The 15647-nt window shown below is 63.6% G+C and carries 13 protein-coding genes and 1 riboswitch; of the genes, 2 read left to right on the top strand and 11 right to left on the bottom strand.

Annotation, left to right across the window (positions count from 1 at the left end):
• The 3 genes from AO684_RS10185 to AO684_RS10175 all read right to left on the bottom strand — a co-directional run bounded on the left by AO684_RS10185 (position 1) and on the right by AO684_RS10175 (position 4664).
• Complete coding sequence (locus AO684_RS10185; protein ID WP_054302649.1) at positions 1–1587, bottom strand: ABC transporter substrate-binding protein; 1587 nt, start codon at positions 1585–1587, stop codon at positions 1–3.
• 99 nt (positions 1588–1686) lie between these two features.
• Positions 1687–3693 carry a CocE/NonD family hydrolase gene (locus AO684_RS10180; protein ID WP_054302648.1) on the bottom strand — a complete coding sequence of 669 codons (2007 nt, stop codon included), beginning with the start codon at positions 3691–3693 and terminating at the stop codon, positions 1687–1689.
• Positions 3694–3779: 86 nt separating this feature from the next.
• Positions 3780–4664 (bottom strand): LysR substrate-binding domain-containing protein, encoded by an 885-nt coding sequence (locus tag AO684_RS10175; RefSeq protein ID WP_054302647.1) that lies wholly within the window; start codon positions 4662–4664, stop codon positions 3780–3782.
• A 92-nt stretch (positions 4665–4756) separates the two neighbouring features.
• Between AO684_RS10175 and betC the strand changes: the two genes are divergently transcribed.
• The gene (gene betC, locus AO684_RS10170; RefSeq protein ID WP_054302685.1) at positions 4757–6265 is read left to right on the top strand and encodes a choline-sulfatase; all 1509 of its coding nucleotides are present in this window, start codon (positions 4757–4759) and stop codon (positions 6263–6265) included.
• 254 nt (positions 6266–6519) lie between these two features.
• Here betC and metK read toward each other — a convergent pair whose 3' ends face one another.
• The 8 genes from metK to miaB form a co-directional block, all read right to left on the bottom strand.
• Entirely contained in the window at positions 6520–7686 is a 1167-nt protein-coding gene (gene metK, locus AO684_RS10165) for a methionine adenosyltransferase (RefSeq protein WP_054302646.1), read from the bottom strand.
• A 7-nt stretch (positions 7687–7693) separates the two neighbouring features.
• Positions 7694–7742: riboswitch (SAM-SAH riboswitch) on the bottom strand.
• 34 nt (positions 7743–7776) lie between these two features.
• Positions 7777–9243 carry an apolipoprotein N-acyltransferase gene (lnt, locus tag AO684_RS10160; RefSeq protein WP_054302645.1) on the bottom strand — a complete coding sequence of 489 codons (1467 nt, stop codon included), beginning with the start codon at positions 9241–9243 and terminating at the stop codon, positions 7777–7779.
• On the bottom strand, positions 9243–10160 hold the full coding sequence (locus tag AO684_RS10155) for a transporter associated domain-containing protein (RefSeq protein WP_054302644.1): 918 nt from the start codon (positions 10158–10160) through the stop codon (positions 9243–9245). The genes lnt and AO684_RS10155 overlap by 1 nt, the downstream gene beginning before the upstream one ends.
• 40 nt (positions 10161–10200) lie before the next feature.
• Complete coding sequence (gene ybeY, locus AO684_RS10150; protein ID WP_054302643.1) at positions 10201–10704, bottom strand: rRNA maturation RNase YbeY; 504 nt, start codon at positions 10702–10704, stop codon at positions 10201–10203.
• 94 nt (positions 10705–10798) lie between these two features.
• Positions 10799–11815 (bottom strand): PhoH family protein, encoded by a 1017-nt coding sequence (locus AO684_RS10145; protein ID WP_054302642.1) that lies wholly within the window; start codon positions 11813–11815, stop codon positions 10799–10801.
• Between the two features lie 240 nt (positions 11816–12055).
• Entirely contained in the window at positions 12056–12412 is a 357-nt protein-coding gene (locus AO684_RS10140; RefSeq protein WP_145693653.1) for a hypothetical protein, read from the bottom strand.
• A gap of 5 nt (positions 12413–12417) precedes the next feature.
• Positions 12418–12981, bottom strand: coding sequence for an OmpA family protein (locus AO684_RS10135; RefSeq protein WP_229825443.1), 564 nt, complete (start codon positions 12979–12981; stop codon positions 12418–12420).
• A gap of 179 nt (positions 12982–13160) precedes the next feature.
• Positions 13161–14522, bottom strand: coding sequence for a tRNA (N6-isopentenyl adenosine(37)-C2)-methylthiotransferase MiaB (gene miaB, locus AO684_RS10130; protein ID WP_054302640.1), 1362 nt, complete (start codon positions 14520–14522; stop codon positions 13161–13163).
• Positions 14523–14658: 136 nt separating this feature from the next.
• Between miaB and AO684_RS10125 the strand changes: the two genes are divergently transcribed.
• Entirely contained in the window at positions 14659–15531 is an 873-nt protein-coding gene (locus AO684_RS10125) for a glycosyltransferase family 2 protein (RefSeq protein WP_054302639.1), read from the top strand.
• The last annotated feature ends 116 nt before the right edge of the window (positions 15532–15647 follow it).

The raw sequence follows: 15647 nt of genomic DNA, 5'->3' as shown, positions 1-15647 counted from the left end.
TTACGCGAACCAGGTCTTGGCGGTGGCGAAGCCGTTCATCAGTTCGAGGTTGGAATCCTCGATCCAGCCGGCAACCGTTTCGCTGTGCGCGTCGACGAAATCGTTGAACATCGGGCAAATCACGCCGCCCTGCTCCCACAGGATATGCGCGCATTTGCTGTAGATTTCCTTGCGCTTTTCCTGATCGGTTTCGGCGCGGCCAGCCAGAACCAGATCGTCAAACTCCTTGTTGAAGAACTTGGTGTCGTTCCAGTCAGCGGTCGAGAGGTAAGCCGTGGAATACATCTGATCCTGCACCGGGCGACCGCCCCAATAGCTTGCGCAGAAGGGTTTGACGTTCCACACATCCGACCAGTAGCCGTCATCCGGCACACGCTTGATTTCCAGCGGAATGCCAGCCTGTTTCGCCGTCGCCTGGAACAGCGCCGCTGCATCCACCGCACCGGGGAAGGCGCCGTCGGCCACGATCAGTTCGATCGGGCTGCCGTCATGGCCGGAAGCCTTGTAGTGCTCTGCCGCCTTCTCGATGGAAAACTCGCGCTGCGGCAGGCTTTCATCAAACAGCGGATAGGATTTGTTGATCGGGATGTCGTTGCCGACCGAACCGTAGCCGTCAAGGATCTTGTCGACCATCTCCTGCCGGTTGATCGCGTATTTCAGCGCCAGACGCAGGTCGTTGTTGTCGAAGGGCGCGGTGTTGCAGTGCATGATGAACACATAATGCCCACGGCCCGAGGCATTGGTGACCACCACCCCCGGTGCCCGCGACAGAAGCTTCGCCACCTTTGGATCGACCCGGTTGATCATATGCACCTGCCCCGATTGCAGCGCAGCCGTGCGGGCAGTGGTGTCGTTAATGATGAGGAATTCGATGCTGTCATAATGACCGCGGGTCGTATCCCAGTCATCCGCATTCTTTTCAAAGACATAGCGGACACCCGGTTCGGCCGAGGCAATCTTGTAGGGGCCGGTGCCAATGCCTTTGTTCGGGTCTTCCACACCACCGCCGGGCTGCACCACAAGGTGATAATCGGCCAGCAGATAGGGAAGGTCGGCATTGCCCGAGGCCATGGTCAGCACGACATTGTCACCGTCGACCTTGATGTCGGAAATGCCCTGCATGATGCCATAAGCCCCGGATTTGGCGTTCTGGTCGGAATGGCGCCTGAAGGTGGCCGCCACATCCTCCGGCGTCATCTCGCTGCCGTCGTGGAACTTCACACCCTTGCGGATCCGGAAGGTCCAGACCGTCGAATCCTCGTTGCTTTCAAAGGCTTCGGCCAGACTCGGTTCAATCGTCATATCCGGCGCGACATTGACGATCGTGTCCCCCCACTGACGGTTCACGTTGAAGGCAACCGGCCCGTCAGCCAGGCCCGGATCAATCGCATCGGTGCTTTCACCGCCGCCCAGACCGAGTTTCAGGACGCCGCCCTTCTTGGGCTCGTCCGCACGCGCCGCGCCGGGCAGCAGCGAGGTGCCAAGCGCGGCGGTCAAGCCGAAGGCCGCGGTGCGCCCGAGGAAGGCACGGCGGTTCAGCCCGCCGTTATCGATAAGCTCGATCAGCTTGGCGAGATCGTCTTTCATGTAGGACTCCCTGACAGTCTTGTTGTGTTTTCCCGAGCATGATGCACAAGGCGGCCCGGCGTAAATTGTTTTCTGACCTGAAAACCTGTCGGTTTTGTATCAGAGGTGGTCGCGTTTGACAAATTCGCGGAAATCGCGGTCGAAGACCGGAGTCTCCCCCTCCCAGGCCTGCAACCTGGCGGTGAACGCCAGATGGCCGCTTTCCGAGGTCAGATTCGTCTCGGCGAGCGTGCGGACCGACCAGTTTCCCCGCGAAAGGCGCTGTTCATAGGTGATCGTCACGCGCGCCGACAGCGGATCGTCGGGACGGATGGTCCAGACCTCGCGCATCGTGTCGCCACTGACCAGCCCGTGATCCAGATTTTCGGCGTCGCCTCCGTCTTCCTCGATCACCAGCGAGACCTCGCCGGAAATCAGGTTGCGCTCGATCCGGCGGGCCGCCGCCCCTTTGCGCAGCACCCGGTGGCGCCATGCCGGTGCGGCTTCCGGTGGAGGCGGCGTCCATTCGTCGCCGGTGCTGCCGGAATGACGCGGCAGTTCAAGGCTGCCCTCCTCCAGGGTCAGTGTCGCCGCCTCGGCCGAGGGCCAGGCGAAAGGCCAGTAGGTCGTCGACAGCGCCAGCCGCAGCCGGTGGCCGGGGGCAAGCCGGTAGCCCATCTCGTCCAACGCCAGTTCGATGTCGAAAGGGGTGCCCACCGGCACCGGCGTCGGGTTTTCCATGCTGTCCCGGTGCCGCAGGTTCAGCATGCCGTGGCAGATGCGGACCGAACTGCCGTCGGGCGCCACATCGCACAGTCGCGCGAATATCTGGGCGAAGGGCTTGTCGCTGGTCAGCCGCAGCCGCAGCACCGTGCGGCCCAGAAGATCCATCTCTCCGGCCAGTGGCGCGCTGTCAAAACAGACCGACATTGCGTCATCCTCGCGCTGGTCACCCGGCATTTCGGCATTCAGCCCCATCGGAAAATATTCGCCGGTGTGCAGCCCCAGATGCTGCGGCGTGTTCACCGCCATCTCCAGCGGCGCGCCCTGCCCGCCCAGACGCCCCGGCGCCAGCGGCCAGACCTCGGGCGTGACACGCGGGCTGGGCCATGCGGTTTCCGTCACCCAGTGGCCTTTGCGAAATGCGGGCGCGGCCGACGGCGGCTCGGAATGCAGCATATAGGCCCGATAAGCCGCATCGGCCTCCGCCCCGTTTTCAATTCCCTTCAGCCAGCGATCCCACCAGCGAATCGCGACTTGCAGGAAACCGATCTGTGGCCCCGGCACGGCGGTATGCGGGTATTGATGGACCCACGGACCCATCAGCCCCTGCACCACCGACTGCTGCTTGCCCATCAGATGCCCGACGGTGTTCATGTAATTGTCGGCCCAGCCGCCGACACTCAGCACCGGCACCTGAATGGCTGCCCAATCCTCGCAGACCGAGCCGTGCCGCCAATAGGCATCGCGGCTTTGGTGGCTGGCCCAGCGTGGGGCGAGGTAGGGCTCGGCCTCCAGCCGCCGCAACCAGTCCGCCCGCCAGTCGGGCCGCAGCGCCGGATCGGCAGGGCGTGAGCTGAAAGACAACATTACCGCCCCCCAGCCCGGATTTTCACCCAGCATGCAGCCGCCCTTAAAATGCACGTCATCTGCAAAACGGTCGGTGGTGGAGCAGACCGAAATCACCGCTTTCAGCGCGGGCGGCCGCAGAAAAGCGGTTTGCAGGCAATTGAACCCGCCCCAGCTTTTGCCCATCATCCCGACCGCACCGCTGCACCATGGCTGTTCCGCCAGCCAGGCTATGACGGCAAGCGCATCATCCATTTCCTGCTGCGTGTATTCGTCGGTCATCAGCCCTTCGCTGTCGCCATTGCCGCGCATGTCGACCCGCACGCTCGCATAGCCATGGCCTGCGACATAGGGGTGCATCAACTCGTCCCGCGGCAACGTACCGTCGCGCTTGCGATAGGGGATATATTCCAGCACCGCAGGCACCGGCTGCGTATCCGAACCCTCGGGCCGCCAGATGCGCGCCGAAAGCCGGATGCCATCGGGCATGACAATCCCGACATCAGGATCGTCGATCAACCTGTGCGGAAAATCGGAAACGGTGGTGAGCGCAGTCATGGCAACTCCGGGGCCTGTTGGGTGTCGCGGCAGGCTGAGCCTGCCCGCCCGCCACGTCACGCCGAAATTCGACATTATTTTGTCGCTTATGAACCATGCCTTGCTTCTGAACGCAACCAATCCGCCAAAGCGGCCTGCGCCGCCGTCGCAGCCCCGCGCGTTTCCACCCAATATCCGCTCTCTGCCCGCAGGATCTCGGGCCCCAGTGGCACCAGCGCACCGGATGCCAGATGCGGCGCGATCAGCGGCAGCCAGCCCAGCGCCACCCCCTGCCCCGCCAACGCGGCCTGCACCACGAAATCATAGGTATTCATTCCCAACTCGCCGCTGCGCCGGGGCCGGGCGATGCCGTGCCCTGAAAACCAGCCCGCCCAGGTGAACCAGCGCGCCTCCGCCGGTGCATCCAGATGCAGCAGCACCGCCTGCGCCAACTGAGCGGGCGTATCCGGTGCCCCCTGCGCTTCCAGAAACCCTGGCGCGCAGACCGGCACCACCCTCTCGGGCATCAGCAGCCACGCGCCTTCCGCCAGATCCTCAACCCGGGCAAAGCGGATCGCCACCTCCCCTGCCTGCGGCGCGCGGTTTTCCTGCGAAGCGGTGATCTGCACCTCAATCCCCGGATGCAGGCTGCGAAACCGCGCCAGACGAGGCATCAGCCACAGCCCTGCAAAACCGAAATCGGTTAGAATGCGCAGCGCGGGGGCCCGCGCCAGCCGTGTCACCTCCGCCAAAGCCGCGTCAATCTGCGCCAGTGCGGGCAGCAGCGCCCGCAGCAGAACCTCCCCCGCCGGGGTGGGCAGACAGCCCCCCCGCCCCCGCGTGAACAGCGCAACACCCAGATATTTCTCGGCCCGGCGCAACTGATAGCTGATCGCCGGCTGGCTGAGCCCCAGCGCGCCCCCTGCCCGTGTCAAAGACCCGAAACGCGCCACCGCCTCGACGACCCGCAGCGCCGCCGGATCAAGCTGCATAAATCAGATCTATGCGATTCATCGAAAAACCCCGTCTTTCCTGTGATCAGCATATGGTGCTTCAATACCATTCGAAGCGAAAGGCGCAGATCATGGCGGACAGGCCCAATATTCTCATCCTGATGGTCGATCAGCTGACCGGAACGCTGTTCCCGGATGGTCCGGCAGACTGGCTGCATGCGCCCAATCTGAAACGGCTGGCCGAACGCTCGGTCCGCTTCGCCAATGCCTATACCGCCTCACCGCTCTGCGCTCCGGCCCGCGCCAGCTTCATGTCCGGGCAACTGCCGCGCCGGACGCGGGTTTACGACAATGCGGCCGAATTCACCTCGGATATCCCGACCTTCGCCCATCACCTGCGCCGCGCAGGATATCAGACGGCGCTGTCGGGCAAGATGCATTTCGTCGGCCCCGATCAACTCCACGGATTCGAGCAACGCCTGACGACCGACATTTACCCCGCCGATTTCGGCTGGACCCCGGATTACCGCAAACCGGGCGAGCGGATCGACTGGTGGTATCACAATCTCGGCTCGGTCACCGGGGCAGGCGTGGCCGAGATCACCAACCAGCTGGAATATGACGACGACGTGTGTTTCCAGGCGGTGCAGAAGCTTTACGACCTGTCGCGTGGCCAGGATGCCCGCCCCTGGGCGCTGTGCGCGAGCTTCACCCACCCGCATGATCCTTTCGTCGCGCGCCGCAAATACTGGGATCTCTATACCGACTGCCTGCACCTCGATCCGCCCGAGGCGATCCCTTACGAGGACATGGACCCCCATTCACAGCGCCTGATGGATGCCTGCGACTGGCGCGGGCTGGAGGTGACACCCGACCATATCCGCCGCGCCCGACAGGGCTACTTCGCCAATATCTCTTACGTCGATGACAAGATCGGCGAAATTCTCGCGGCGCTGGAGGCGACGCGGCAAGAGGCCATCATCATCTTCGTCTCGGATCACGGCGAGATGCTGGGCCGTCGCGGGCTGTGGTTCAAGATGAACTTCTTCGAAGGCTCGGCCCGCGTGCCCCTGATGTTGGCCGCTCCGGGGCTGGAACCGGGTCGGGTGGATACCCCGGTCTGTACAATCGATGTGACACCGACGCTCTGCGATCTGGCGGGAATCTCGATGGACGAAGTCATGCCCTGGACCGATGGCGAGAGCCTCGTGCCGCTGGCGAAGGGCTTTGATCGCACCAGTCCGGTCGCGATGGAATATGCCGCCGAAGGCAGCATCACCCCTCTGGTCGCCCTGCGCGAAGGTCGCTGGAAATATGTGCACTGTCTGGCGGACCCGGAAATGCTGTTCGATCTGGACACGGATGTCGAGGAACGCACAAACCTCGCGCAAGAGCCCGCCCATGCCGAAACCCTCGCCCATTTCCGCGCCATGGCGGAGGCCCGCTGGGATCTGGACCGCTACGATGCCGAGGTCCGTGAAAGCCAGGCCCGCCGCTGGGTGGTTTATGAGGCCCTCCGCAACGGAAGCTATTTCCCCTGGGATTACCAGCCGCTGCGCGCCGCCTCAGAACGCTATATGCGCAACCATATGGATCTGAACGTGCTGGAAGAAAGCAAACGCTTCCCACGCGGCGAATGAGGCTATTTATATAGCGCGCCTACGGCGCAAGCCGTTCATCCCGGCCCCCGGCTGCGCCGGGAACCGCGTGCCTGCCTCCGGCGGGAGTATTTGTTCAAGAAGCAGGGCATATTTGCTTCTTGCAAAAATACTCATTTTTCGCGCCCCGGGCGCATGCAAAGGCCCGGTCAGTGCGACCGGGCCCCGATATCTCGCGGCAGCGCCTTTGACGGGGGGTCGATCCCCCCGGCAAAGGCCCCCTGTCCCGGGGCAGCTCAGACCGCTTTTTTCAGCGCTTCGATGAGATCGGTCTTTTCCCAGCTGAAGCCGCCATCGGCTTCCGGTGCCCGACCAAAATGGCCGTAGGCCGATGTCCGGGCATAGATCGGGCGGTTGAGCTGCAGGTGCTCGCGGATGCCGCGCGGGGTAAGATCCATCACTTCGGCCACGGCTTTCTCGATCAGCGCCTCGTCGACCTGTCCGGTGCCATGGGTGTCGACATAGATCGACAGCGGCTTCGCGACGCCGATCGCATAGCTGACCTGAAGCGTGCAGCGGTCGGCGAGGCCTGCGGCCACCACGTTCTTCGCCAGATAGCGGGCGGCATAGGCCGCCGAACGGTCCACCTTGGTCGGGTCTTTCCCCGAGAAAGCGCCGCCGCCATGCGGGGCTGCGCCACCGTAGGTGTCAACGATGATCTTGCGCCCGGTCAGGCCCGCGTCGCCATCCGGCCCACCGATCACGAATGTGCCGGTCGGATTGACCCACCATTCGGTCTTCCCGGTGATCCAGCCCGAGGGCAGCACTTCGCGGATATAGGGTTCCACGATGGCGCGGATGTCATCCGAGCTCTGGCTTTCGCTTTCATGCTGGGTCGACAGCACGATCGAGGTCACTTCGACCGGCTTGCCGCCCTCATAGCGCAGCGAAAGCTGCGATTTGGCATCGGGGCGCAGCGTCGGTTCCTGACCGGATTTGCGCACCTCGGCCAGTCGGCGCAGGATGGCATGCGAATACTGGATCGGCGCCGGCATCAGTTCCGGCGTCTCGCGGCAGGCATAGCCGAACATGATGCCCTGGTCGCCCGCACCGTCGCGGTCCACACCCTGCGCGATATGGGCCGACTGCTTGTGCAGGTGGTTCTTCACCTTCAGCGTCGCCCAGTGGAATTCATCCTGTTCGTAGCCGATGTCCTTCACGCAGTCGCGGACGATCTGCTCGACCCCTTCCAGCATGTCTTTCAGCTTCTTGCGGTCGGACAGGCCAACCTCGCCCCCCACGACGACGCGATTTGTGGTGGCGAAGGTTTCGCAGGCCACGCGGGCATTCGGTTCTTCGGTCAGGAAAGCATCGAGAACCGCATCGGAAATCCGGTCGCACACCTTGTCGGGGTGCCCCTCGGAAACCGATTCCGAGGTGAAAACATAATCAAGTCTGCTCATGGGGACGTGCTCCGTTGATGTATCCCCGCCACGCCAGGAAGCCGTTGTGACGGTTCGATGCCCCGGGGTTATGCCTCGCCCGGCCCACAGTCAAGCAGAAGGGTGTGCACGGCGTCTTGCGAGGGTCAGGGCGAGTCCCCCCAGCAACAGCAGGAACGGCATCATTCCGTAGCGGCTGTAGGGGGTCGGCGGCAGGGCGCCAGGCAGCGCCGCATCCAGATAGCCCGACCTGCCGAACGGCAGTTCGGCGGTGACGCGGCCCCGCGCATCCACCATCTGTGTCACGCCGGTATTGGCCACACGCACCAGCGGCAGGCCCTGTTCCACCGCGCGCAGCCGGGCTTGCGCGGCATGCTGGAACGGGCCGGTCAGCGTGCCGAACCAGGCGTCATTGGTGATCTGCAACAGCCAGCCCGGCCGTTCCGGGGCGGCATTCACCTCTTCGGGGAAGACCGCCTCATAGCAGATCAGCGGCATCGCCTTGCCCAGTGGCCCAAGGTCAAGCACGCGCGGCCCTGGCCCGGCGGCATAGCCATAACCCTGCCGCGCGGCGAAGGCAGAAATGCCGAACAGCCGCCATGCCAGATCGCCGAAGGGCAGATATTCGCCAAAAGGCACCAGATGCGCCTTGTCATAAATCGCGGTCTGGTAGCCATCGGGGCCCAGCACGGCAAGGCTGTTATAGGCGGCGGCGCCCTCCACCCGCTGCACCCCGAGCGCGACCGGCACGCCGCGCGCAGCCTCGGCCACGCCCAGCGCCGCATCACCGCCGGGAGTATAAAGATAGGGCAGCGCGGTTTCTGGCCAGATCACCAGATCTGGGCGGGGCTCGGCCGCCGTATAGCCGGTCTGAAGCCGGTACAGCCGCTCGGCCTGGGCCGGATCCCATTTCAGGCTTTGTTCGGCCGCGGGCTGTACCAGCCGGAAGGTCAGGCCCGGCGCCGCCGGATCGGGCTGCGCCAGTTGCCAGACCCCGCCACCCCAGACCATAGCCAGCAGCAGGGCGGCGGCCAGCGTGCCCCTGCCCCGCGCCATCACCGGCAAAGCCGCCAGAACCAGCGTCAGCAGTGTCAGGCCATCGGCCCCGGTCAGCGCGGCAAGCTGCGCCACCGGCGTGTCGATCCAGATATGACCCGGCTGCGCCCAGGGGAAGCCGGTGAAAACCACGCCGCGCAGGGCCTCGGCCCCGGAAAGGCAAAGCGCGAAGGCCAGAGCCTGCCGCGCGGTGGTGCGCACCAGTCGGGCAGCAAGCCCCGCGGCCGCGCCCCAGAACAGCGCCAGCCCCCCGGCCATCAGCACCAGCGCGAAGGGCGCCATCCAGCCATAGGTTTCCGGTTCCACAAAGAAGGGCTGCACGATCCAGCTGAGTGCTGCGGCAAAATAGCCGGTGCCCGCCGCCCAGCCCCTTGCCGCCGGGCGCCCGGCTGTCACCTGCCAGACGATCCCGGCGAAAGCGGGCACGGCCAGATACCATGCCCCCAGCGGCGCCTGACCAGAGGCCGCCAGTACCCCCAGCCCGAAGGCGGGGGCAAGGTCACGCCAGCCCCGCAACCCCATCAGCCCCCGTCGGCCGGAGCCGGGACCTCGGGCAGCCGCAGCCGCAGCCGCTTGATGCGGCGCGGGTCGGCATCGACCACCTCGAACTGAACGCCGGTCTCGTGGGTCACGATTTCGCCCCTTGCCGGAACCCGGCCGGTGCGCAGAAAGACCAGACCACCCAGCGTGTCGATCTCGCCATCGTCCTCGCCGGTGCGCAGACCCATGCCGATCTCGGCCTCCACCTCATCCATTGGCGCGGTGGATTGCATCAGCCAGACGCCGGGCTTTTCCTGCTTCCAGAGCATGCCTTCGGCCTCGTCATGCTCGTCCTCGATCTCGCCGATCACTGTCTCGATCAGATCCTCGATGGTGACCAGACCGTCCACGCCGCCATATTCATCAATGACCAGCGCCATATGGACACGTTCTTTCTGCATCTTCTGCAACAGTACATGCAGCGGCATCGACGGCGGCGCGTAAAGGATCGGGCGCAGCAGACGCTTCAGGCTGAACCGCCCGCCCGCGCCAAAACCGTGCTGAAGCGCCAGATCCTTCAGCATCACAAGGCCCTGAGGATGATCCAGCGTGCCCTTGTAGACCGGCAGCCGGGAAAAGCCCTGCTGGCGGAAGACCTCGACCAGTTCATCCTTGCCGATATCCAGCGGGACCGCCGCGATCTCGACCTTCGGAATGGCCACGTCATCGACCCGCAGCTTGCGAAGGTTCGCAAGCCCCGGAAGCTGCGCCGGTGCCGGGCTGAGCGCCGGCGCGGGGCTGTCGGGTTCGGTCACATCCTGCGGGGAAAAGGCCGACAGAAGCCGGCCAAAAAAACCTTTCTGGGCAGGATCGGAGCGAGACTCGCCCTCTTCGCCGGATGCCTCATCAGATGGCGCCTGTTGCGGCGCCGCGGTCGATCCTTCGTAACTACTGCCCATCTGTCCTTCTACCCGAATATCCTGCGCCGCAGCGCCTGCCCTAATATGGGTCCGCAATGCCAAGCGAGGCAAGTATCTGCCGCTCGGTCTCTTCCATCAAATTCGCGTCGTCCTCGTCGATATGATCATAGCCCAGCAGGTGCAGGACTCCGTGAACGAGCAGGTGCATGACGTGATCGTGAACGGCCTTACCCTGCTCGGCCGCTTCGCGCGCGCAGGTCTCCCAGGCAATCGCGATATCGCCCAGCGGGGCGGGATCTTCCGGCGTTCCGGGCTCCGGCATCTCCGGAGCCTCACCCGCATATTCGCTGCCGCGTTCTTCGGATGGCCAGCTCAGCACATTCGTGGGCCGGGGCTTGTCACGGAATTCGCCGTTCAGCCCGGCGATACGCGCATCGTCACATCCCAGGACGACGAGACCGTAAAGGTCAGGCGACATCCCAAGATGCGACAATGTGGCGGAAGCCGCAGCCATCGCTGCCGCATCCAGCCCGAAGGCCGTCCAGCGGTCATCCTCGATTACGATGTCGACGCATGTTTTCATGCGCGCCTCATAGGGCCAAGCCGGACAAACCGCAAATGCCTTTGATCATCTGTGGTGGTGGGAAAGCCCGATCCGGTGGCCCGGATCGGGAAGCTCAGCCCTGCGCCTCTTCGCGGTCATAGGCTTCGATGATCCGCGCCACCAGCGGGTGCCGCACCACATCCTTGGCGGTGAAGTAGTTGAAGCTGACGCCCTTCACCCCCTTCAGGATGCGTTCGGCATCCTGAAGGCCCGAGGCCACGCCGCGCGGCAGGTCGACCTGCGTGCGGTCGCCGGTGATGACCATGCGCGATCCTTCGCCCAGACGGGTGAGGAACATCTTCATCTGCATGGTGGTGGCGTTCTGCGCCTCGTCCAGCACCACGAAGGCGTTGGACAGCGTGCGTCCGCGCATGAAGGCCAGCGGCGCGATCTCGATCCGCTTCTCCTCCATCAGCTTCTGCACCTGCTTGGCCGGAAGGAAATCGTTCAGCGCGTCATAAAGCGGCTGCATATAGGGATCGACCTTTTCCTTCATGTCGCCCGGCAGGAAGCCAAGGCGTTCGCCCGCCTCCACCGCCGGACGCGACAGGATGATCTTTTCCACCGCCCCCGAGATGAACATGGTCACGCCGACCGCAACGGCGAGATAGGTCTTGCCGGTGCCCGCCGGGCCGATGCCGAAGCCAAGTTCGTTGGCGAACAGATTGGCCACATAGGCCTTCTGCGCCTCGGTGCGCGGCTCGATCGGTTTCTTGCGGGTCCGCAGCTCGATGGAACCCGCCCCGAACATCTCGATCTGTTCAGCCCCTTCGCGCGGCGTTTCGGGCATCGGACGGCCCATGCGGATCGCCCCCTCGATATCGCCCGCCGTCACCGCGCGCCCCGCCTCCAGCCGGGCGTAAAGCGCATGCAGCACGGCCGCCGCCTGCTCGCGCGCGCCCTTCTCCCCGATAACCGACAGGCGGTTCCCACGTCGGAGGATATGCACCCCCATCTCATGCTCGATCTGCGCAAGGTTGCGGTCATACTCACCGCACAGATCAATCAGCAGCCGATTGTCGGGAAATTCCAGCGTCGTTTCCACAACGTCTTCGGCACGGGGCGGGGGGGTCAGCGCGCTGATGCCCAAATCATCATCCTTTGCGGTTCGAGGGCTTCCTGACTCAAAATCTGCGCCTCGAAGGTTAAGGAAACAAGACAAAGCTGTTCAAACTTTCACCACCGGCGGCCGAAATTGCAGATGTTGCACATTTCCGCCACACCACCGCTAGGGCTTGTATGTCCTGCGATAAAAAATGTGGCATCCGGCAAAAGGAAAGGGCCGCGATATCGCGCGGCCCTTCCATATTCATATCCTGGCGCAGGCTGGTCAGTTACGGCCAGCGTAGGGCACATAGTCGCGCAGACCTGCATCCTTGGTCTGGTAATTGCGCAGCACGGTGCCCGGCGGATAGTGATTGTTGCAGATCGGCAGGCCCGAAACCGGATCGAAGCGGCGGCCCGAATAGCCTTCGACGCCATCGTCGATGATCCAGCCCTGACAGCCGTCGGGATCATAGGCAATCGCCCCGCCCCCCGGTGCCAGCGGAATATTGTCGCGACCGCGATCCTGATTGGTGGCGATCACCGTATCGGGGCTTTGCCGATAGGGGGTGAGGCCATCGACACAGCCAGCCAGCGTGGTGATGGCAAGAAGGGCGAAGCCCGGAACGAAAACTTTGGTCATCCTGATCACCACCGATAGCAAACGACTTCGACGCGGCGGTTCTTCTGCATGCCCGCCGCCGTGCTGTTCGACGCGATGGGCTGGCGTTCGCCGAACCCGATCTCGCGCTCCACCATGGCCCCGACCGAACGGGCCACATCGGCCACGGCCTTGGCGCGGCGCTGCGACAGCTTGATATTGTATTCATCCGAGGCGCGGCTGTCGGTATGGCCATAGACCGCATAGCCGAAGGCCCCGGCCTGCTGGAAGAACTGTTGCAGATAGCTGCGGCCCGAGGCGGTCAGCTTGGCGCTGTCGGTCGCGAACAGCGTGTCGGTGTTCTGCACCATACAGGTATTGCGCTTCAGACAGACGGGTTTGCCGGTCTTCGGGTTCACCCGGTCCAGCATGTAGCCTTCAAGGCCGCCATCGGCCCACCAGTGCATGCAACCATCGTCATCGACCCACACGCCCCACTGGATCTTGCCGGCAATCTCGGGCGCCTGTTGCGCCTGGGCAGCCCCGGCCAGTCCGACGGCGAGTGCAACTCCCCCAATGATCATCCGCACTGCTTTGGAAATCGGTTCCACGTCGCAGCTCCCCTAATTCACACAAGACTTTCTTTAGTATTAAGCCAGAAATGCCGTTACTCTATTCTTATGTAAAGCAAAATATATGGTGTGCAGGGATGATGGCACACCAATTGTTGCGTGGGCACGCGCCAAGCCGGAACGAATCGTGATATTGGTGCCGCTGCGGAAACCGCCGGTCAGTCGCGCAGAGGCTCCCCCGCCAGCGAGTTGGGCGCAGAGCCAGTGATGCGCACCCGCACCAGTTGTCCGGGCTTGCCAAGGGAATCAGTCACATGCACCGCATGCAGGTGGTCGGATTTGCCCACCATCTGCCCCGGCAGACGGCCCGGCTTTTCATAAAGCACGCCCACCTCGCGGCCCACCATGGCCATCTGCGCCGCGCGCTGCTGTTCGGTGATCAGCGCCTGAAGCGCCTGAAGCCGGGCATCAGAGACCTCGGCCGGAAGCTCCGGCTTCTCCGCTGCGGGCGTGCCGGGACGGGCGGAATATTTGAAGCTGAACGCCGCGCCAAAGCCGACCGCGCGGATCAGATCCATCGTCGCCTCAAAATCCGTATCGGTTTCGCCGGGGAAGCCCACGATGAAATCCGAACTCAGCAGAATGTCGGGACGCGCAGCCCGGATACGCTCGATCAGCCGCAGATATTGCTCGGCGGTATGCTTGCGGTTCATCGCCTTGAGGATGCGGTCGCTGCCCGATTGCACCGGCAGATGCAGGTAAGGCATCAGCTGGGGCACCTCGGCATGGGCGGCGATCAGGTCGTCATCCATGTCATTGGGGTGGCTGGTGGTATAGCGCAGCCGGTCCAGCCCGTCGATTGCCGCCATCTCGCGCAGAAGACGGCCAAGCCCCCAGGTGCCGCCCTCGCCCGCACCGTGATAGCCGTTGACGTTCTGCCCCAGCAGGGTGATTTCGCGCACCCCGCGCGAGACCAGATCGCGCGCTTCGGCCAGAAGACGCGCCGCCGGGCGGCTGACCTCGGCGCCACGCGTATAGGGCACCACGCAGAAGGCACAGAATTTGTCACAGCCTTCCTGCACGGTCAGGAACGCCGTCGGCCCGCGCAGCGCCTTGCGCTGCGGCAGGTGGTCGAACTTGTCCTCTTCGGGGAAATCGGTATCGACAACCTTGCCCTTCGCCTCGACCATCTCGGGCAGGCGGTGATAGCTTTGGGGCCCGACCACCAGATCGACCAGCGGCATCCGCTTCAGGATCTCCTCGCCCTCGGCCTGCGCCACACAGCCCGCCACACCGATCTTCAGATCGGGTTTCGCCTGTTTCAGCGGACGCAGCCGCCCGAGGTCGGAATAAACCTTTTCCGCCGCCTTTTCGCGGATGTGGCAGGTGTTCAGCAACACCATATCCGCCTCTTCCGCCACCTCGGTCGTCACATAGCCCTTGGCGCCCAGCGCCTCGGCCATGCGCTCGCTGTCATAGACGTTCATCTGGCAGCCATAGGTCTTGATGAACAGCTTCTTCGGCGCCTCCGCCCCTTCGGCGGTGGCAGTGGCGGAAATCTCGGTCGGCTGTTCGGTCATGGGCGGCCCCCTTCGGCTAGGCGGTTCTTCTAACGAAATCTGCCCTGCCACGCAACAAAGGGGCAAAGGCTTGCAAAGGCGGCGGTCTTCGCAGAATCTGCCGACAGTTTGCAGTGACAGCGGAAAGTGTGACGGAATGCGCTATGGCAGTCTGGCGGAATTCAGATCGACCGGCGACAAGGTGCTGGCCAAGGGGCCGGTGGCGCTGATCTTCGCCGAAGATACCGTCGAGCTGGACAGCACGTTGCGGCACCATCTGAACAGCGGTTTCCGGCAGGTTCTGCTGTTCGCGCATGAAGAAATGCCTCTGTCGGAGGATCTGGAAAACCGCATTCACCGCATCGACCACGATGTCCATGCCGATGATGCGGTGCCCGAAACCGTCAATGCGATCAACGATGCCGCACCGGCCGGAACCTGGCTGTATTACTGCTTCAATGCCGAATACCTGTTCTTCCCGTTCTGCGAAAGCCGCACTGTCCGCGACCTGCTGACCTTCCAGACGGAAGAGCGGCGCGACACGCTGCTGACCTATGTGATCGACCTCTATGCCGGCGATCTGAACCGCTATCCCAATGCGGTCTCGCTGGAAGATGCGCATCTGGACCGTTCAGGCTATTACGCGCTGGGACGCAAAGATCCCGACAAGAACTGGGAGACCAAGGAACGGCAGCTGGATTTCTTCGGCGGCCTGCGCTGGAGGTTCGAGGAATATGTAACCTGGACCAAGCGCAAGATCGACCGCGTCTCGCTGTTCCGCTCGCGGCCCGGCCTGAAACTGCGCTGGGATTTCACGTTCAATGACGAGGAATACAACACTTACGCCTGCCCGTGGCACCACAACCTGACCGCCGCAATCTGTTCTTTCCGAACCGCAAAAGCGCTGAAAACCAACCCCGGCTCACGCTTCTCGATCCACGATTTCCGCTGGCGCAACTCGACCGAGTTCCAGTGGCACAGCCAGCAACTGATGGATCTGGGGCTGATGGAACCGGGCCAGTGGTTCTGAAACGGCGCCTCTGGCCTGTCACCTGCTGCCAAACTCGTCGCGATTGACGGGTTTCGGGCCGCATTCACCATTCAAGGCTGGCCGTCCGACTGCGGAAAATTGCCGAAACGGCGGGT

Origin of the sequence: Gemmobacter sp. LW-1, assembly GCF_001303875.1 — a bacterium.
Taxonomy (GTDB): domain Bacteria; phylum Pseudomonadota; class Alphaproteobacteria; order Rhodobacterales; family Rhodobacteraceae; genus Gemmobacter; species Gemmobacter caeni.
The sequence above is the reverse complement of the archived record's forward strand: the minus strand, read 5'-3'. Positions and strand labels throughout refer to the sequence as shown.